14 protein-coding genes are annotated in these 18,789 nt (G+C 65.0%); 7 read left to right on the top strand and 7 right to left on the bottom strand.

Going from position 1 to position 18,789, the window contains the following annotated elements:
- Window positions 1–112: 112 nt before the first annotated feature.
- Window positions 113–2,251, bottom strand: a complete 2,139-nt coding sequence (locus tag WM2015_RS05800) for a sulfatase-like hydrolase/transferase (RefSeq protein WP_049725166.1) — start codon at window positions 2,249–2,251, stop codon at window positions 113–115.
- Window positions 2,248–4,029 (bottom strand): peptidylprolyl isomerase, encoded by a 1,782-nt coding sequence (locus WM2015_RS05795; RefSeq protein WP_049725165.1) that lies wholly within the window; start codon window positions 4,027–4,029, stop codon window positions 2,248–2,250. Before WM2015_RS05795 ends, WM2015_RS05800 begins: the two co-directional genes overlap by 4 nt.
- A gap of 249 nt (window positions 4,030–4,278) precedes the next feature.
- Between WM2015_RS05795 and WM2015_RS05790 the strand changes: the two genes are divergently transcribed.
- The 5 genes from WM2015_RS05790 (at window position 4,279) to WM2015_RS05770 (ending at window position 12,907) form a co-directional block, all read left to right on the top strand.
- Window positions 4,279–5,784, top strand: a complete 1,506-nt coding sequence (locus WM2015_RS05790; RefSeq protein WP_049725164.1) for a peptidylprolyl isomerase — start codon at window positions 4,279–4,281, stop codon at window positions 5,782–5,784.
- Window positions 5,785–5,887: 103 nt separating this feature from the next.
- The gene (locus WM2015_RS05785) at window positions 5,888–6,103 is read left to right on the top strand and encodes a hypothetical protein (RefSeq protein WP_049725163.1); all 216 of its coding nucleotides are present in this window, start codon (window positions 5,888–5,890) and stop codon (window positions 6,101–6,103) included.
- Window positions 6,100–8,013, top strand: a complete 1,914-nt coding sequence (locus tag WM2015_RS05780; protein WP_049725162.1) for an alkaline phosphatase family protein — start codon at window positions 6,100–6,102, stop codon at window positions 8,011–8,013. Before WM2015_RS05785 ends, WM2015_RS05780 begins: the two co-directional genes overlap by 4 nt.
- Window positions 8,010–8,798, top strand: a complete 789-nt coding sequence (locus WM2015_RS05775; protein ID WP_049725161.1) for a hypothetical protein — start codon at window positions 8,010–8,012, stop codon at window positions 8,796–8,798. Before WM2015_RS05780 ends, WM2015_RS05775 begins: the two co-directional genes overlap by 4 nt.
- A 173-nt stretch (window positions 8,799–8,971) precedes the next feature.
- Window positions 8,972–12,907, top strand: coding sequence for a carboxypeptidase regulatory-like domain-containing protein (locus WM2015_RS05770; protein ID WP_082169490.1), 3,936 nt, complete (start codon window positions 8,972–8,974; stop codon window positions 12,905–12,907).
- Between the two features lie 694 nt (window positions 12,908–13,601).
- Here the strand turns inward: WM2015_RS05770 and WM2015_RS05760 are convergent.
- From WM2015_RS05760 to WM2015_RS05740, 5 genes are all read right to left on the bottom strand, one after another.
- Window positions 13,602–14,078 carry a hypothetical protein gene (locus tag WM2015_RS05760; protein WP_156200918.1) on the bottom strand — a complete coding sequence of 159 codons (477 nt, stop codon included), beginning with the start codon at window positions 14,076–14,078 and terminating at the stop codon, window positions 13,602–13,604.
- A gap of 60 nt (window positions 14,079–14,138) precedes the next feature.
- The gene (locus WM2015_RS05755) at window positions 14,139–14,600 is read right to left on the bottom strand and encodes a hypothetical protein (RefSeq protein ID WP_156200916.1); all 462 of its coding nucleotides are present in this window, start codon (window positions 14,598–14,600) and stop codon (window positions 14,139–14,141) included.
- A 157-nt stretch (window positions 14,601–14,757) separates the two neighbouring features.
- Window positions 14,758–15,909 (bottom strand): DUF11 domain-containing protein, encoded by a 1,152-nt coding sequence (locus tag WM2015_RS05750; protein WP_049725156.1) that lies wholly within the window; start codon window positions 15,907–15,909, stop codon window positions 14,758–14,760.
- A 3-nt stretch (window positions 15,910–15,912) separates the two neighbouring features.
- Window positions 15,913–16,452, bottom strand: coding sequence for a phage tail protein (locus tag WM2015_RS05745; protein ID WP_049725155.1), 540 nt, complete (start codon window positions 16,450–16,452; stop codon window positions 15,913–15,915).
- Window positions 16,449–16,775: a hypothetical protein gene (locus WM2015_RS05740; protein ID WP_049725154.1), complete on the bottom strand. Its 327-nt coding sequence runs from the start codon at window positions 16,773–16,775 to the stop codon at window positions 16,449–16,451. The genes WM2015_RS05745 and WM2015_RS05740 overlap by 4 nt, the downstream gene beginning before the upstream one ends.
- 227 nt (window positions 16,776–17,002) lie before the next feature.
- Here WM2015_RS05740 and WM2015_RS05735 point away from each other — a divergent pair, with 227 nt between their 5' ends.
- Window positions 17,003–17,800: a sulfotransferase gene (locus WM2015_RS05735; protein ID WP_049725153.1), complete on the top strand. Its 798-nt coding sequence runs from the start codon at window positions 17,003–17,005 to the stop codon at window positions 17,798–17,800.
- On the top strand, window positions 17,793–18,419 hold the full coding sequence (locus WM2015_RS05730; protein ID WP_049725152.1) for a leucine-rich repeat domain-containing protein: 627 nt from the start codon (window positions 17,793–17,795) through the stop codon (window positions 18,417–18,419). Before WM2015_RS05735 ends, WM2015_RS05730 begins: the two co-directional genes overlap by 8 nt.
- Window positions 18,420–18,789: the final 370 nt, after the last annotated feature.

Below are 18,789 nucleotides of genomic sequence, written 5' to 3'. Positions count from 1 at the left end.
AGCCCGCCGCGCCGGGAATGCATCCAGCAGTTCCCGCTCTAACGGGAATACCATCTTGCTTGAAGAAGGGGACGCAGCGACTCGAACCGGCCTCCTACCATCCGGCACCCGCTCAGCCGTCGCTCTCCGACAGCGCCCCAAGCGCTGCGCGGGCCGCGCTGGCCTCGGGTCCATGGGGCGCCTGCGCAAGCAATTTCGCCAACCAGCTTTCCGCCTCAGGTCGCTGACCCTCGTCAACGGACAGGATCACCAGGGCCAGCAGGGCCCTATGGTAGTCGGGGGCCAGAACGATGGTTCGTTCGAAGAGCTCTCTCGCCTCCTCGACCCGGCCCTGCGCGTGCAGGAAGGTCGCATAGTTGTAAGTCACTCGGGGCTCGAAAGGCGCGTCATGCAGCGCACGCAGAAACTGGCTCTCGGCCGACCCGGGGTCTCCCAGCTGGTCGAAAGCGATGGCCCGGTCGATGCGGGCGCGCAGGTGCAGCGGATCACATTCCAGCGCAGCATCGAGCGCGGCAATGGCCGCGTCGACATTGCCCATCGCACCCTCGAAACCGGCCAGGGTCCACCAGGCTTGGGCGACACAATGTCCTCGAGCATGCTCCTCAAGCATGTCTCGCGCCTCGATGCGCAAGCCCTGGGCAAAGCGTGCCAGCGCCAGCGCGGTCACGATCTCATCGGCGGGCCGGTAGTCGATCTCACGAGGCTGAAGCAGGAATTGCCAGGCTTCATCGCTGCGCCCCGAGCCCAGCAGCGCTGCCAGATGCATCTCCACATGGTTGGGACTGTCTGGAGACGCTTCGATGAGCTTGCGCGTGTAGATCTCGGCGTCGGAGTAGCGGCGCGACCACAGCAGATGCTTGGCGGCGCTCATGTCGTTGATCAGCGATACATGGCGATGAGGTGGAACACCCCCCTCCTCCAGCGCCTCGGTCACGGTCACCTCCGAGGTGGAGCCACCTTGCAGATAACCCAGAGACTGCAGCCGGCGCAGGGTGTCGTCGTCCAGCGGAGTGCTGACGCTAACGGCGCCGGCATAATCCTCGAGGAAGAAGCCCAGTTCCTCGTGCATGCGAGCGGACTCGTCCGGCAGCGCAGCCAGGAGATCATCCAGTTCGTTCGGGTCATTGCTCAGGTCGTACAGCTCCGGCCGGGGGCCATGGATGTACTTGTAATCACCATCGAACAGGACGCGAAGCTTGCCCCAGCCATGGGACAGATGAGGCGACAGGTTCTCGGCATAGTACTGCCGCCACTCCCCGGGCTCACCGCGAAGTAGCGGTGCAAGGGATCGCCCCTGTACCTCCGCCGGCATTTCGATGTCCAGCAGATCCAGCACCGTCGGCACAATATCGACCGTTCCGACCCGTTCGGTGACCCGCTTGCCTGCCGCCAGGCCATCGGGCAGGCGCATGATCAGCGGCACGCGCAGGGTGCTGTTGTAGGCCAGGACCGCATGCGTCAATTCACCATGTTCGCCCAGGCCCTCGCCATGGTCGGCGGTCATGATGACGAGGGTTCTTTCGAGCTCTCCCAGCTCATCCAGGTGGGCCAGCAAACGGCCCAGGGCCTGATCCGTGTAGGCGATTTCTCCTGCATACAGATCATCGGCGTACTGCTGGTCGAAGGGTGCGGGTGGTTCGAATGGCTGGTGCGGGTCGAAATAATGCAGCCAGAGGAAGAAGGGTTGCTCGGTCCGGCTCTGTTCACCCAACCACGGCAAGACGGCTTCATTGACCTGCCCCGCGCGACGCTCGTCGAAGAACATTCGGGTCTTGGGGATGACCCGATCGCCCGTGTAGTCCTCGAGATGACCGGTCAGTTCATCGTCGAACAGGTCGAATCCCTGGTCGAATCCGAAGCGGGAGATCACCGGGAACGCGCCGATCGCGCCGGCCGTGGCATAGCCGTTGGAGCCAAGTATCTCGGCCAGCGTGGATTCACCATCGCCCAGCACGAACAAACCGTTGTCGCGCACGCCGTGGGCGATCGGATAACGGCCGGTCAGAATGCTCGCGTGGGAAGGTGCCGTAATCGGCGCCACGGAAAACGCCTGTTCGAACAGCGCGCCCTGCTCCGCCAGGCCCTGCAGGGTCGGTGTTCGGGTCCGCGGGTGGCCATAGGGCTCCAGATAATCTGCTCGAGTGGTGTCGAAGGTCACCAGCACCACGTTCCAGCGAGGCGGCTGGTCACTCCCGCAGCCTGACAACAATAGCCCGGACACCAGAACCGCCAGGAAACTCCGCTTTTTCATAGGGCCTCCAGCAGCTGCGACAGTCGTTCCGCACTGATATCGGGCTGAGGCAGTTCGGCCTCGACCAGCTGCGCAAGGGCTTCGGCATCGATCCGCAGGGCCTGCTCTGCGAAGGTCTGATCAAGGTACTGCTGGTAGAGCGCTGCCGCGTGCTGGCGAACGAAGTTCGTGATGACCCGCTCGCGGGCAGCCTCGAAGCTGGCCGGCACGGGCTCTTCCCGCGAGACCAGCTGGTAGATTTCCAGGTGCTCGAGCGTTCGCAGCGGAGCGGAAAGCTGGCCAGGCTCCAGCGGCGCGATCAGCGCCGGTAGCACGGATGCGATCTGGCGCAGTTCAAGCACACGTTGCGGGGGAAGACTCTCCACCTGGCCACCGAGTGCCATCTGCAGGCTGTCAACACTGGCCTGATCGTCTTGTGAAGCGGCTTCCAGCGCCGCCATGGTTGCGCTGGCCTCGGCGTCGAGAGCAATCCGCAGTCGACGCAGGTTCCACCGCACCGGCGTACTGAACTGATCCGGATTCTGGCTGTGATAGAGACGCAGCCTGGCTTCGTCAGCCGCCGCCTGATCGCGCAGCACCTGACGCCGTTGCGCGCTGACCAGCTGCTCGCGTTCCCATCGCTCAACGGCAGCCGCCAATGCTCCTTCGGCAAGCCAGGCTTCCTGCTCGCAGACCCGACGCAGTTTCTCGCGTGTCCGCAGGGCCTGAAGCACGCTCCATGGATGCGCTGGCTGGGCGCGAGCCTCCGTCGATTGCTGCTCCGACAGGAGTGCCAGGCGGCGGCGGAAATCCCCCACGTCAAGCTGGTAGTCACCATCCTGCAACAGCAGGGCTTCCGCATCGCCGGACCGCAGCAATGCAAGCAGCTCGGCCTGATCAGGCATCCCGAAATCGCTCGAATCGCGCTCCACGATCGGCCGGATGACTTCCTCGACGCGCTCCTGGAGGATTTGCTCGTGCAATATCGGTAGCGCCTCGATCAGGCTGACTGCGCGCGCCGGAGTGATCGTTTGCACCATCAGAAGATGGACACCATCCTCGGTCACGAGCGGCCGACTGGGAACCCCTTCCTCCAGGCCGAATACCACCCTGTCGATGGCATCGGGCAGCTCACCTTGAAACAGCCACCCCAGCTCTCCGCCGCGGTGGCGCGACTCGGAATCCGAATGCGCGCGGGCCAGTCGCCCGAAATCATCGCCCTGAAGGATCCGATCTCGCAAGCGATCAAGTTCAGCGCGGGCAGTCGCTCGAGCTTCTTCATCACCAGCACGTCGGTACAGGTGCAATGTCAGGCGGCGCTCGGGCTTGTTGAACAGATCGAGATTGCGCTCATACTCGGCCTCCAGATCTGCTCGCTCGATCGGCGGCAGCTGGCTGGTCTGGTGACGCAGGCAGAGCTCGGTCTCGATCTGGGAGCGAGCCGACGCCCGGCTGGCAATGAATTCCGGACTGCGATCCCGCCCAGCCTCCCGGGCCTGCTGCAGCAACTGCACTTCGATCATGTACTCGCTGATCCGCTCCCGATACCAGGTCTCGAGGTCGGTTCCGGGAACCGGTCGCTCCTCGGCCAGGCGCTCCACGATAAAGCGATCCAGCGTCTCGCGATCAAGCCGGAAGTCCCCGAAACGAGCGATCTCGCCGGGCGCCCATTCTGTCCCGGAAGGCGTGTCATCGCCGCCCGACCGTGGACTGCAAGCGGTGGCAAAAACGATAAGGCTGAACAGCGCCAAACCGCCGCAGAGGACGTTGGAAAAACGGGCAGATCGGGGGGCGAGCATGGGCAGGTGCGTATCGTGATTCAAGGGTCGATCAAGCTAGCAGATTCCGAACCGGGTTGCACGAGGATCGCGCCGCTGGCAATGCCTTTGCCGGGTGGCTCTTCGCGGGCCATATTGCGGCAGGATCCGGGCGCGAACGAGAGCCCCTGAGGCCTGGACACCCCCAGACTGGAAAAACCCCGAGCCAGATCGAGGCACGGGTTAACCTATGCCCCCGTCCCACTTCAACACCAGCAGCGGAGTTTCCGAATGACATCAATATGCACCCGCCTGAGCGGAATACTCCTGCTGATCTGTCTTGCCGCCTGCACACCCGGTTCCGCCCCCGATGCTTACGGCACAAGGCCGGCCCAATCCAGTGACCTGCTCGCGACGTGGAACGATCGCATCGAGATTCATGGCGACGACTACGCTTCGTGGCTGAGCTGGCGAGGCCTGGAGCCGGAGCCCCAGCATCTGAGCGAATTCGCCATCACCCAGGTACTGGCCCAACTAGGGCAGGAAAACGACCCGGACCCCAGGCTTGAACAACAGGTGCGCCAGCGCGTGCTCGGCGAGGCCTTGCTGGCTCGGATCGATGCCACCGCCGAGGTCGACGAGAGCCGCCTGGAGAGTGCCCTGGCTGCAGCGATGGAAGATGACCCGCCAAGCCGCCGCTACCAGTTGCGCAATCTATTCCTCGCTTTGCCGCAGGACAGCGATGAGCAGACAGCGACACGAGCGCAGATCGAAGCCTTGCGTCGACGGGCCCTGGCCGGCGAGGACTTTGCCGCCCTCGCGACCGAATACTCGCAGTCGCAGACGCGCTTCCGCGAGGGTCGCCTGGGCCTTCTGCCTCTCACTCGCCTGCCTGCTGCAGTCGCCGAGGCGGTTGAACCCCTGGAGGCCGGAGACATCAGTTCGATCGTCGAAGTCGGCGGCGGACTGTCGATCTTCTATTGCGAACGCATCGTCGAGGCGGCAGCACCGAACCCTGCCGAACTGGAACGACGGATCAGGATGCAGCTTCACCATGCGGCGATCGCCGAGGCGCGCGCCGCCCTTGATCGGGAACTGCTCGCCGAACACGATCTGACGCCCGGCACGCCACAGGCCGCACGCCAATTGCGCGAACTTCGGGCACAAAGGGCCCTCGAGATCGGGCTGAACGACTCCGCCGATATCGCACGGGAGATCCGCTGGCAGCTCATGCATGCCCGGGCAGGCCGAGAGATGAACCGGCAGATCGAAAGCCGTCGTGGTGCAACGGACGAAGGCATCCTGCGGGAGGCCTTTGCGCGCATGCAGAGTCGGGGCGAAGGCATGGTCCGCTTTCGGGTCGGCGGCATCGCCCTGGGCCCGTCAAGCGCGGAACGGCTCGACGAAGCAAGGCGGCTGCTGGCGCGCATCGAAGAGGGCGAGCTGTCTTTCGAGGAGGCAGCCCGCCGCTGGTCCGTTGACCCCAGCGGCCGGTCCGGTGGCGATCTTGGCTGGTTCAATGTCAGCACACTGGCCGCGCGCGACTGGATGATGATGCGTGCGATCCGGAGCATCGAGCCCGGCGAACTCAGCGGTCTGATTCACTCCGATGATGGATTGTGGATCTATCGCCTGCTCGCCCGACAAAGCGGGGATCAGGTCCGATTCGAAGATGTTCGAAGCGAACTCGAACAGCGCCTGGGGGACCACCTGACACGGGCCTTGCGGCGCGCGATCAGAACTGAAATCAGCCGCGAGCTGGAACTGGCCGACACTGCCGCTGCCGCCCACCTATGACGGCGCCAGCCGCTGATTCCGATGGATCCGCGGCTGCAGGCAGATTCCGGGCCCAGGGCGATGAAGGTTATACTGGTCTCCTGGCTATTTTCGAGCACACTGCATGACCCGGATACTCGCTACCCTTTCCCTGTTGCTGCTGACCGCACCGGCCCTGGCTTATATCGGACCAGGCTCCGGCATCGGCCTGCTCGGCTCACTCTGGGTATGGCTGGTCGGGATCGTCGTGGTGCTGCTGACCATCCTGGCCTGGCCCCTGCGCTGGATGCTGCGACGCATGCGCGCCTCGCGGCAGGACACGCCTGCGTCTGACGATTGATTCGACCAAACCCCATTGCGGTCGCCGCGCTGCTGATTCTGGCTCTCGGGATCTCGGCTTGCGGCGATCGGCCCGAACCCGCCCCGGCCCAGGCTCGCATGATCGTGCTGGGCTTCGACGGCATGGACCCGGAACTGGTGCAGCGCTGGATGGCGAGCGGCGAGCTGCCTAATTTCGAAGCGCTGCGCCGCGAGGGCTACTTCCAGCCGCTGGCCACAAGCAATCCCCCACAATCACCGGTCGCCTGGTCCAGCTTTGCCACCGGCACCGGGCCTGGCCATCATGGAATTCATGACTTCCTCCGGCGCGACCCGGCCACCTATCTGCCCGATTTTTCGGTCGCCCGATTCACCCCACCACGCAGCGTCGGCCTTGGTGGCTGGCAACTGCCGATCGGTGCGGGCACGCTGGAGAATCTGCGGCAGGGCGAAAGCTTCTGGAGTCAGGCACAGGACGCGGGCCAGCGCGCGACCGTGCTTCGGGTGCCGGTCACCTACCCGCCCGAGCCGGTGCAACGAATGCTTTCGGGGATGGGTGTGCCGGACCTGCTTGGCAGCCAGGGCACCTACACGCTCTACACCACGCGCCGCCAGGCCACCGCCGACAGCGGCGGGCGCATCGTCCACATGCCGATCGATACCAACGGACAGGTGGAGACGATACTCGAGGGCCCGTTCCATCCGCTGAGATCGGATGGCTCGGCGCTCGGCCTGCCCATGGCTCTGCAGTTCAGCGCCGATTCGGTCGAGGTGACGCTGGCCGATCAGCGCGAGACCCTGCCCCTGGGTGAATGGAGCGATTGGTGGCCCGTTCGCTTCGACCACGGCCTGGGCAGCATCCCCGGCATGGTGCGCCTGCGCCTGATCGCGGGCCTGCCGAGGCCGCAGCTGTACGTATCACCGATCCACGCGGACCCGGTGGAGCCCGTGCTGCCGCTGACCTCGCCAGCCGACTACGCCCCTCAACTGGCCGAACGCATCGGCCGCTTCCATACGCTGGGCATGCCGGAGGAGACCTGGTCGCTGAATCAGGGCCACCTCGACGAACAGGGCTTCCTCGACATGATCGCCACCACCCTGGCCGAGGGCGAGGCCATGCTCGATGATGCGCTGGAAGCCTATGACAGTGAACTGGTCATCAAGGTGTTCGTACAGACCGACCGGGTCAGCCACATGTTCTGGCGGGGCCTCGACCCCGAGCATCCATTGCACGCCGAGAGCTCCCAATTGGCGCGCGAAGCCATCCCCTGGATCTACCGGGAGGCGGACCGCATTCTCGGCGAGGTGCGCGGCCGGATGGGACCGGAGGATCGTCTCGTGGTGCTCAGTGATCACGGCTTTGCACCCTTTCGCCGCGCCGCCCATCTCAATCGCTGGTTGATCGAGAATGGCTGGATGATGCTGAAGGAAGGTGCCAGCGAATCAGAACCGCTCTTTGCTCAAGTCGATCTCGGTCGTACTCGCGCCTATGCTTTGGGACTGAACGGCCTGTACTTGAATCAGCAGGGCCGCGAGGCCCGGGGCATCGTCGCGGCCGACGAACGCGAGGACCTGCTCGATGAGCTGAGCCGCGGCCTGGCGACATGGCGCGACGAGGACGGCAGCCCTGTCGTAAGCAACACCTTCCTCGGCCAGGAAATCTATCCCGGACCCTTCCAGGACCAGGCACCCGATCTGGTCATCGGCTACGCCTCGGGCTACCGGGCCTCCTGGCAGACCACGCTCGGCGGTGCCCCCCTGCCCTTGCTGGAGAACAATCTGCAGCCCTGGAGCGGTGACCACTGCATTGATCCGGCACTGGTTCCCGGCGTGCTCTTTCTATCCTTCCCACCGGATGAACCGGTGGAGGACATTGCTGCATTGGCCCATTTCCTTCTCAAGCACACACCGGAGGGTCTGGCGTCGCCATGAATGGCCTGGGCCTGCTCGATCTTCCGTCACCGCTACTGGCCCTGTTCGATCAAGGCCTGGCGGGCCTCGGCCTGCCGGCGCTTCTGCGCGTGGTGCTCTATGGGATTGCGTCGGGCTGGCTGAGCATGGTCCTGTACCGGCACTGGTCGCGTCAGCGTGAGCTGGCCGAACTGAGCGAGGCCACACGCGCGGTCCGTCGCGAGCTGGCCGCCTACGACGGACCCTTCGATGGTTTGCTCGAACGCGCGCTCAAACTGCTCAAGCTCAACAGCCGCCACCTGCGCCTGAGCTTTGTTCCCGCCCTGCTGGCCGGCCTGCCACTGTTGCTGATCCTGCCGTGGCTTTCCAACCAGTTCAGTCTGAGCGTTCCGGAAGCCGGCAGCACGGTCACTATCCAGGCAACGGGCCTGTCGGCTACCGCAGACCTTCCCCAGTGGACCGATCCCACCGCTCAATGGACGCCGGAAACGCAGACCTGGACAATTCCCTGGCCTGCCGATGCAGCAAGCGTGGCGCTGCGATGGAACGGCGAGACCCTCTATCAGCTGCCCGGCGAGCAGCCGGCCGCGATCGTCCACCGTCGGCGCCCGGTGTTCAATCTGCTGATTGGCAATCCGGCCGGCTACCTGCCGGACAATGCCCCGCTGGATGCGCTGCATCTGGACATGCCGACGCGCGAACTCCATGGCTTCGGTCCGGGCTGGTTGCGCGGCTGGTTGTTCTGCTACCTGCTCATCATGTTCATCAGCGCGCTTTTCCTGCGCTGGCGATGGAAGCTGTCCTAGCACTCCTCGCCCCAGTGACCGTCAGGACTGCCATGGCCCTCTCCTGAAATTGGGCAGATCCATTTGTCGCCAGCAAATGCAGGTCGAAGCGGCCGTCCCCCGCAAGCGCACATCAATGCGACATGCACGGTGCTACCGTAGTCTGAGAAGATTCGTACCAGGGACTCTCGATCATGCGGCGATTCCTAGGCAGTATTGCTGTTCTCCTTCTTGGACCGTTCGGACCCGCAGCCTGGGCCGCCGACCTGAGCGGAGTAGTTGTCGCAGACTCCGACGGCGCTGCGCTGGCCGATATCGAGGTCAGCCTGTACGTGCCGTCCGGGGACGGCTGGACCTTTTCTGCGTTCACGAACACTGATGCGCAAGGCTCCTATGCCTTCGCAGGAATCGAGGGCGGCGACTACCGCCTACTGTTCCGCGATTGGAGCCAGGTCTATGCCTTCGAATACAGCGGCGACTCCACGACGCTGGAGGGTGCCGCGACCATCGCGGTCACAGGATCGACCACCTACGATGCCGCGCTGCTCGATGCCGGCCGGATATCGGGCGAACTGCTCGACCCATCCGGTGCCCCCGTCAGCTCGGGCTTTGTCGCGGTCTTCGAAAACCAGGTGCCTCTCGGCAACGTACTCTTCATCCAGCAGCTCAACGCGGGCGTATCGACCTACGACATCGGCGGGCTCGCGACGGGCGAGTACATTGCGCGCTTTTCCGGCCAGGTCGATGGCCAGGGGCGGCTCGAATTCTTCGACAACACGCCCGATGTCGCCTTCGCGACACCGATTAGCGTCACGGCCGGGCAAACGACGGCCATCGACGTCGTACTCGGTGAAAGCTCCGGACTGGACCTGACTGGAACGGTGAGTGACCCGACGGGCGCTCCCCTCGACAGCATCGAGGTTTCCATCTACCGCTGGACCGGATTGGAGTGGGACTACCTGGATTACGTCGAGACACCGGCCGACGGCTCCTACGCCTTCAACGACCTTCCTGCGGGTGATTATCGCGTCCTGTTCCGGGACTGGAGTGGTGTTCACGCGTTCCAGTACTGGCCCGATGGCACGACCCTGAATGACGGCCAGACCGTCGTGCTGGACGATTCCAGCCAGATCGTCGATGCGACCATGCGCGCCGCCGGCCGGATTACCGGCTCGCTGACCGACCCCGCTGGCCGCCCCCTGTTCAATCCACTGATCGCGGTCTTCGGGACCTGGGACCCCGGCCAGGTCTTGTTCGTGCAGCAACCCACTGGTTCGGACTACGACATCGGCGGCCTGCCGACCGGCGACTATCTGGTTCGTTTCACTGGCCAGCAGAGCAACAATCGCAGCTATCTCGAGTACTACGATGATGCACCGGATGCGCAGAGCGCCGTCCCGGTTGCGGTTCAGGTCGGCGAGGCTTCCACCGGGATCGACGCCGTGATGGGTCTCGGGCCGGGCGGAACGATCCGCGGACGGCTGCGCGACCGCTACGGCGAGGAGCTGGACATCGCCAGGGTGACGGCGCTGAACTGGAACAACGGCCAATGGGTCGAAGTGTCCAGCGTCCAGGCCTTCTACCAGGACGATGACTACGATTACCTGCTGGACGTGCCGGCGGGGACCTATCGTCTGAGGTTCGACGGCGGTTCCTTCCTGGCGCCGGACGGACAACTGGAAAGCGAATTCTTCCCGAACGCAACGTCGATCGAATCCGCGTCCGACCTGACCGTTGCGACCGGCGATGCCCTGACGGGTATCGATGAGCACCTTGGCTCGTACTCGACCGGCAGCATCTCAGGCACCGTGGCCGATGCGCAGGGCAATCCGGCTGCCGGCATCGAGGTGCTGGCCTTCGACCGATCCCTGTCCTTCCTCTCGGATCAGATTGCCGTGACCGACGTGAACGGCGACTACACCGTGCCCGAACTCTGGCCCGAGGAATACTTCCTTCGTTTCTACGACCCGACGGGTGCACTCGGCAACGTCTGGTACGCAGGCGCCGCCAGCCCGTCCGGCGCGCAACGCGTTCCCGTGGCCGGTGCGGTCGACGGCATCGATATCGCCCTTGATCCAGCGGCGAATCCGCCCGGCAGCATCTCAGGGATCGTGACCGATGAGCAGGATCAAGCGCTCGAAGGAGTGCTCGTTCTCGCCTACGAAGCACCCTGCGATTTCTCGAATGAAACGCCGGTCTGCGAGCTGGTCGGCCGCACGGAAACGTCGTCCGACGGCAGCTATCGATTGCGCGACCTGACCTCCGGCGAGTACCTGGTCCAGTTTTCGGATCAGGGCGGGGCCTACCTGACCCGCTACCATCTCGGCGCCGACAGCCTGGAAACCGCCACGCCGGTCACCGTGACGGCGCCGGGCGTCACCGCGGGAATCGACGCCTCCCTGCCGGAGGCTGGATCGATTTCCGGCGTGGTGTCCAATGCCTTCGGCGACGCCTTCGACTGGCTGACGGTCAGTGCTTTCCGCCTGGTCGATGGCGAATACCGGTTCGAGCGCTCGACGACCGAATTCGACGACACGGAATATCGGATCACGCGCCTGCCGACGGGCACCTACCGGGTGGCCTTCACCGGCGGCGGCTGGACTGGCAACAACGACTCCGAGTTCTACGATGACGTTCCCGACCTGGCATCGGCCACGGACATCACCGTGACGGCCGGATCGGACACAGGCATGATCGATGCCGTGCTCGGCGCGATTCCCGGCGGCTCGATCTCGGGCACGGTGACCGATGGGGCTGGCCAGCCGGCGGCGGGTATTACCGTTCGCCTGTACGACGAGGACGCGCCCGAAGCTCTGACCCTGACCGACGCGGCCGGGCAGTACGAGTTCACCCCGTTGAATTCAGGCGTCTACTTCATCGAGTTCGAGGACAGCGGCGGGACCCTGCCCGGCGAGTTCTATCTCGACGTTGCCGACTTTGAACGCGCAACCCCCATTCTGGTCGGCGATGACCCGATCAGCGGTATCGACGCGGTCCTTGACGGGGCCCAGTCCACGATCGGCGGCGGATTGATCTCGGGTCGGGTGTCCGCTGCAGGTGGGCAGCCGCTGGAGGGTATCCGAGTCAGCTGCGAACCCGCAGAGGGCGGTGCCTTCGACCGCCTGCCCTGCTTCGGCACCACGGATGCTGCCGGAGAGTATGCGATCGGCGGTCGCCTGCTGAGCGGCGACTATCGGCTCCGATTCAGCGACCCCGACCGGACCTACGCCACCGAATACTTCGATGACCGCATCCTTCGGCAGGACGCCGATCCCGTCGCGGTCACGGTCGGTAGCGAGACCGCCGGCGTGGACGTGGAAATGGCGGTCGGTGCCTCGATCGAAGGCACCGTGACGCGCGTCGAGGGTGGCTTCTATCCAATCACCTCGATCAGCCTGCTGCGCCAGCACCCGGGCTCCGGAGACTGGACCTTCGTCAGCGGCCGTACGCAACTTGACGACGGCAACTACCGGATCGATGGCGTACCCGCCGGCACCTATCGCGTCCAGTTCCGCGGCAGCAGCCTGGCCGGCATCCAGAACCCGGACATCGAGTTCCATGACGACTCGCCCGATCTGGACGGCGCCAGCGATGTGGCCCTGAACGCCGGCCAGGTGACGACCGGAATCGACGCCGTCCTCGGGGATCTCGAAGAAGACGGCCAGGCCGCCAACGTCGATTTCAACAGCAGCATCCTGGGCTGGACCACCTCCGATGAGACTGCAGTCGCGTTCTCCGAGTCCGACGTTTTCGCCAGCCCCGACTCGGGCTCGCTGGAGGTCTCGGCGGGTCGAACCGTGAACGTGAGCCAGTGCACCGCGATCGACGGGCGGCAGAACGTCCGCGCCGTCGCATCCCATCGAAGCGGCGATACGGCCGGACTGGAGCTCTGGGTTCGCTCCTACGCTCAACACGCCTGCTCAGGTGCAGCCCTGGAGGAAGCGCGGGTCGCTACGGGCTCGACAACGGTAAACTGGGAGCGCCTCTCCGGGACCACCACGACGCCCCCAGGCACCCTGACCGTGCGGATCGAACTGCGTGTCATGGCGGGCAGCCAGCCAGTCCAGATCGATGACCTCGACCTGCGCCTGCTCCGGGAGTTCGGCCTGTTTGCTGACCGCTTCGAGTAGCGGATCTCGCCCGCATCCTTCATGCGCGCTGCCCGCTTTGACCGATGATGCGGGCGCGCGCCCCCACGCACCTGACAGCGAGCGCCTCAGGTGCCACGCTGAGGCCTTGCATGCAGCAGGGGTTCAGGAACCGCCGACCCGCTTTGCGGGATGGTTTCGATCTGCTCCGCGATGAGCCTGGGGCCTGGACTTGGCTCACATGAAAGTCTCCGTGACCGTCAGGCCATCGGCCAGCGTGGCCCTCAGGTTCTCGCTCTCGATCAGCATCGCCCGAATCGCTTCGTGTTCGAGCCTGGGATCATGGTGATGGCAGATCCAGTCGGCAGCGCTCAGTTCGCCGTCCGGAACCGATGGGCGAAGACGGTGGAGCCCGGCACTGCGAACACATAGACTGCGCCGGCCTGGTTGGCCGAGTTGTCCTACGGGGGACCCCGACGCCGATGCGCTGCTCGCGCTGTTCTCGCGCGAAACCCTTCGCCTGGCCGGCCCGAACTCGCCCTACCCCGACCTCGGCTTCGAGCTGACGGACCTGAGCGGTGTGGCCGGCCTGAGCTCGCTCAGCATCTCTCGAACCAGCTCGGCCTGCGGCTCGCGGGACCATGGCTTCCCTCATCGTACAGCCCGCCGTTCCTTTCCAGTCCTCCTGGTGCCAGCACTGACAGGCGAGCTTCGATGCAGGGCGGAAGGCCGCTTGCTAGTCCTGGGTTTCCTCGAATCGATCCAGGAAAATCACCGCCGGGGGAGGCTCGACGAAGGTCCCTGAAAGATACCCCGAAGCGCGCACTTCGATGGCGAAATCCGACTGCGCGGAGTTCGCCACCGCAAGGGCCTCTCCTTCGGCGAGGATCACGTAAGGCGTGGTGAAATTGAGCATCTGGAACGGATGGCCGATCAGGTCCAGGCTGGGCGTGCCCGGGAAATCGGAGCCTTGCTGGTCGCGTCCGAAGGACGCCGTGAAGACGCCCTCGACCGCCTCGGAGGCGGGCTGCGTCATCACGTCCGTGATGAACAGGAACAGCCCCGGGGGAACCACCGGAATCAGTTCGCGCGTGTCGCTGCGCCGACATTCCAGCAGTGCCTCGCTTCCAGGCTCCACGGTGGCGGCGCAGTAGAAGGGCACCGCATCCACCGGAGGCGTCGCCGGCGTTGACGGGGATATCAGGAGGGCCACCAGGACAAGCGCGGTACCCGCCGCAGTGCTGCAACGAAACGAAGACATCGGAGGGACCGGTCAGGGGCTGGCCGTGCTTGCCAGATAGCCCGACGCCCGGACGTCCATCGCGCTCAGGACGGAATTCGACTGCACCCTGGCCGCGACCGCTTCACCGCTCGAGAGCACGATGTAAGGCGTGGAGAAATGATAGGAACCCGCCGCCTCGCCCAGCAGCTCGACCGAGGGGGTCCCCGGGAATTCCGTGCCGTCGTCACGGCCCACCAGAATCGAATACGTTCCGCTGGTGGCCGTATTGTTCGGGTTCACGACGATATCGGTGATGTGCAGGAACATGCCCTCCGGCACCGTGCTCACCGTGGCGCGCGTGTCCCCCCTTCGGCAGGTCAGGTTGCTTTCCGAGGCCTGGAACGCGACGCCGGTGCAGTAGACCGGGACCGCGCCAGGCGGAGCGGCCAGGGTCTGGCCCGGCCCGGCCGTCAGCGCCACCGCGACGGCGATCACCATCCAAAGCTTTCTCATGACAGTCTCCATGGAAGATCGGCTTGAGGGGGTTCGAAGATGAGGTCGAGTATAGATACCGATCGCACCGCACCCCGTCAAGAGTGTTCGGATCAGAACCGGCGACAGCGACGGCTGCCGGTGGAGGCGATGAGCAGGGGCCGACTCAGCGCGGCGGCTACCGGGGATTGGCGGTCTCGAAACGGTCCTGGAAGATGACGGGGTCGAGGATGGTGGTGTCGGTCGCGCTGTTGTTCGACGAATCCGGATCGATGACGTCATTCGGCTCGATGAGCTCGACGGTATTGATCACCACCGCATCGGGGTCCGCCACCGTCGTCGCCGTCAGCGTGAACACGGCCGCACTGCCCGCCGCGAGGTCGACGAAGGCATCGATATCGCCGCTGCCCGAGACAGGACAACTCGCGCCGGCATCGGCCACGCAACTCCATGAGGCGCTGGACAGCGTTGCCGGCAGCACGTCGAGCACACGGGCGCCGACCACGTCCTGGGGCCCGGCGTTCGCGACCGTGATCGTGTAGACCACGGGTTCACCGGGCGGGATGAAATTGGTGCCATCGGTCTTGCTTACGGATAGATCGGCGGTCCGCGTGACGCAGACGACGCTCACGTCGGTCACGTCCGCGCCGTCGATGGTGCCGGTCTCGTTGGTGACGGTGCAGTCCTGGCTGGGGCCGGTGGGCTGGCTGGCGACGGCAACGTCGTAGCCCAGGCCGTCGTTCACCGGCGTCGGAAAGGTGAAATCACCATCGATCGCGATCGGAAGCGCGTCGACGCCGTTGTTCGTCAGGACCAGACCGGACCCTTCCAGACCGGTGACCTCGCCGCCGACGGTGTAGGCGGGGATGATCACGGGAATCGGGGCGTCACCGGCCAGGCTCCGAAGGTCGAATCCGCCCTGATTGACGGTCGGATCGCCCGGCGCACAGAAGGACTGCGGAATCGGCGCCCCCGCCGCCGAAGCTTCGAAGGCGACCACGACGCAGAAGTCGATCGGTCCACAGGATCCACAGGAAGCGGGCGGCGAAGACGGAGGGGCCACCTGAAAGGCATCGGTGACGAAGATGCCGGCCGGGAATGACGCGCTCAGCGACTGACCGAAGGCGAGGTCGTAAACGTCCACCGACCCGCCGGCAGGATACTCGTCACCGTTCCCATCGACGAAGCAACCCGCGATCTCGTAACCCTGGGCAGGCGTCGGACAGGTCGGCGGTGCGGCAACGACCGGACCAATGACCAGCAACGCGAGCAAGGCGAAGGCGAGTGCCGCAGCTACGGCACCGGTCGAATCGGAGGCTGCGCTCGGCATGGCTCAGGACGGACTCGGGAAGATGCCCTGAAGCGCAATGGCGAAATTGACCACCTGGAACGGTGGCATGTGGTTGAAGGCCTGGTTGCCTCCGGCCGGGTTTACCGTCACCTCCACGCTCCCATCGGCGTGAAAGGCCGTCGGAGGACCAGCGCCGTAGGCCGTCTCTCGAACCAGTTGAGCGGGTATCCGACCCGTAGGATCGGTGGAACTGCCCTGCTGGCCAAGAACCCCCTGACGGCCAGACGCGGCATGGGAATGCGACGGCAGGTTCTGCACTGTCAGGGTGGTGGTCTCCAAGCCGCCCCTCGAGCCGAGCGGCCGGGGCGTGAGGCCGTTCCCTTGCCCGGCGTGCATCGGGAAGCGCCCCCGCAGGTCCGGCAGCGCGAAGTTGGTCTGCCCGTTGCCGCCGTAGAAGGTCCCGAGCAAGGAGAACAAGGCCTGATTCTGCGAGATCGGCAGCAGCTGACCGTTGCACAGCGCGTAGCCCTGCGGCGCGAAGTTGAAGCCGACGATGATGATCTGGCCGATGAATGGCGTCATGAGGAAATGGCCTCCGAAGACGAAAAGGACGCTGCGGCTCCGGGCGTCATCCAGCGACGTCCGTCCGAGGAATGAAGCTCGAAGCGATGGCCGGCATGGCGGACCAGCAGGCGCGCGATCGGCCCCGTCTCATCGATGTCGAGAATCTCGATATTGGGCCCGAGATTGATCGAATCGACCCAACCCGCCCCATGCCTGCGCAGCACCCGTCCATCGGCAGTCCAGCGGAACCGGGATGCCGGCGCGGCGGGGATGCCGGCCAGTGAATACGCTGGGACAGCGGCGGCGAAGGCCAGACCGAGCAGCAGATGGCGTCGATGCATTTCAAACCCCTTCAAGGGAAATGCCCATGGAGACCGGAGCGTAGCACGCCCCCTGCCCCCTGAGAAGTGCGCCCTGGCCTGCGCTTGGCTAGTGATCACGACTATGCTTCGATTAGGACTTGATCGGCAGCGCTACAATGCCGCTTCGGACTCTTGTGCGGCGTCCGCTCGCATCGGCGCTGGTCCGCACGAAGAGAAAACATCAAGGACCGCGCAAGCCAGACTGCATGCTCCACAGCCTCGCCCCCCTGCTGATCGCCGCTCCCGCACCCCGAAGCGGCACCACGCTGCTGCAGCGGCTGCTCTGCTCGTCACCCGAGGCACTGATCTACGGTGAATCGGTGGCCCACGACCTGAACCTGTTCATCTCGATGCTGCACAACAAGGCGATGGTGCTCAGCACTGATCAGGGCCAGCATCAGCGCCAGTTCGACGCGGTGCTGTCCGGCGAGGTCAACGACTGGATCGCCGACCTGCATCCCGGCGGTGATTGGATACTGGAGCGTTTCGCTGAAACGGTCAGAAGCTATCTCGAAAGCCATGCTGAGCTGGCAGCCCGGCACGGCCGACGGCGCTGGGGCGCCAAGCTGCCGGCCTGGCCGCCGCCGATGCTGGCCCAGCTGCTCGAGTGGATGCCCGATGCACGCTTGCTCTACATCGTTCGGAATCCCGAGGATACGGTCCGCTCGGCGCGCCTGATCGGCGCCTGCAAGGACCTGCAGGGGATCGCCGACTTCGTCGAGGCCTGGCGCGACCACCAGACCGAAGTCATGCGCCGCTGCCCGGGCAATCGCGTACTCTGGATCGACTACGGCAGGCTTTGCGACGAGCCGGAACCCATGCTTCAGACGATCGAGGCCTTTGCCGGCGTCGGCAGGATCGATGCCGACGTCCTGGCGCATCGCATCAACGACCACGATCGCCGTCACCAGGCCCCTGCCCCGCTGAGCGATGAAGAACAGCAATGGGTCCGGTCCCGGGCCGGAGACCCGGCAGATCGACCACGAGGAAGCACGCATGAGTGACACGCCAGCAGACCCCCACCGATCGGCCCAGCTGCACGACGCCCGAGCCTGGTGGGACGGCCTCGATGAAGCGTGGCGAAGCGCCTTCGAGGCCATTGTCCCGGATCTTGTGAGCCCTACGGGGGGCCCCGACGCCGATGCGCTGCTTGCGCTGTTCTCGCGCGAAACCCTACGCCTGGCCGGCCCGAACTCGCCCTACCCCGACCTCGCCTTCGAGCTGACAGACCTGAGCGGTGTGGCCGGCCTGCGCTCGCTCAGCTTCCTGAGCGTGACCGGCATGCAGATCACGAGCCTTCGGCCAATTGCCGGCCTGACCGCCTTGCAACACCTGTTCGTCAACGACAATGCGCTCGAGTCGCTGGACGGGATCGAAGACCTGACGCGACTCGAGTCGCTTTACTGCCAGGGCAACCGCATCACCAGCCTGGCGCCGATCGAAGGCCTGACCCGTTTGCAGACACTCTACGTTTCGCGCAACCGGATCGAGCGCATCGACGGCCTGCACGCGGGTCATATCCCCGCGCTGCAGGACTTCTTCGTCCTGCCCAACGAAAAGCTGCAAGCCACGGAAATCGCCAGAGTGCAGACCGAGCTGGGCGTACTCTGCCGACGAGGTTGAATGGAGGGACCGCGCGGCCGGCCAGGCGACATGACCCGAAGGGGCCTGGACGATCAAAACCCATTGCAGGCCCGGATGTCCGCTTATCGAAACGGCCGTTCCGGGCGGAGCGCCTCAGGCTGTCCTCGTATCGCTTCCACCTCGCCGGCACCCATCATGAGCGCCGCTCGCTTTGACCGATGATGCGTGCTCTTGCCTCGTCGAAACGTTTCTTGAGCGCCTGGTGCGCTTCGCCGAGGCCTTGCGTGCAGAAGGGGTTCAGGAACTGCCGGCCAGCGAACAAGCAGGCATCCACGTATGGATGTTTAAGTGAACGCAAAAGGCTGGATGTATATTCAAATACACACAGCGTCGATGGTCCCCGCATCGG

Source organism: Wenzhouxiangella marina (genome assembly GCF_001187785.1).
GTDB lineage: Bacteria > Pseudomonadota > Gammaproteobacteria > Xanthomonadales > Wenzhouxiangellaceae > Wenzhouxiangella > Wenzhouxiangella marina.
This window is presented reverse-complemented; position numbering and strand designations above follow the sequence as displayed.

Bases quoted from the DNA above. Each gene is read 5' to 3' on its own strand.
- WM2015_RS05730 (WP_049725152.1), top strand. From the start codon at position 17,793: ATGAGTGACACGCCAGCAGACCCCCACCGATCGGCCCAGCTGCACGAC.
- WM2015_RS05735 (WP_049725153.1), top strand. From the start codon at position 17,003: ATGCTCCACAGCCTCGCCCCCCTGCTGATCGCCGCTCCCGCACCCCGA.
- WM2015_RS05795 (WP_049725165.1), bottom strand. From the start codon at position 4,029: ATGCTCGCCCCCCGATCTGCCCGTTTTTCCAACGTCCTCTGCGGCGGT.
- WM2015_RS05775 (WP_049725161.1), top strand. From the start codon at position 8,010: ATGAATGGCCTGGGCCTGCTCGATCTTCCGTCACCGCTACTGGCCCTG.
- WM2015_RS05785 (WP_049725163.1), top strand. From the start codon at position 5,888: ATGACCCGGATACTCGCTACCCTTTCCCTGTTGCTGCTGACCGCACCG.
- WM2015_RS05755 (WP_156200916.1), bottom strand. From the start codon at position 14,600: ATGAGAAAGCTTTGGATGGTGATCGCCGTCGCGGTGGCGCTGACGGCC.
- WM2015_RS05790 (WP_049725164.1), top strand. From the start codon at position 4,279: ATGACATCAATATGCACCCGCCTGAGCGGAATACTCCTGCTGATCTGT.
- WM2015_RS05770 (WP_082169490.1), top strand. From the start codon at position 8,972: ATGCGGCGATTCCTAGGCAGTATTGCTGTTCTCCTTCTTGGACCGTTC.
- WM2015_RS05800 (WP_049725166.1), bottom strand. From the start codon at position 2,251: ATGAAAAAGCGGAGTTTCCTGGCGGTTCTGGTGTCCGGGCTATTGTTG.
- WM2015_RS05745 (WP_049725155.1), bottom strand. From the start codon at position 16,452: ATGACGCCATTCATCGGCCAGATCATCATCGTCGGCTTCAACTTCGCG.
- WM2015_RS05740 (WP_049725154.1), bottom strand. From the start codon at position 16,775: ATGCATCGACGCCATCTGCTGCTCGGTCTGGCCTTCGCCGCCGCTGTC.
- WM2015_RS05750 (WP_049725156.1), bottom strand. From the start codon at position 15,909: ATGCCGAGCGCAGCCTCCGATTCGACCGGTGCCGTAGCTGCGGCACTC.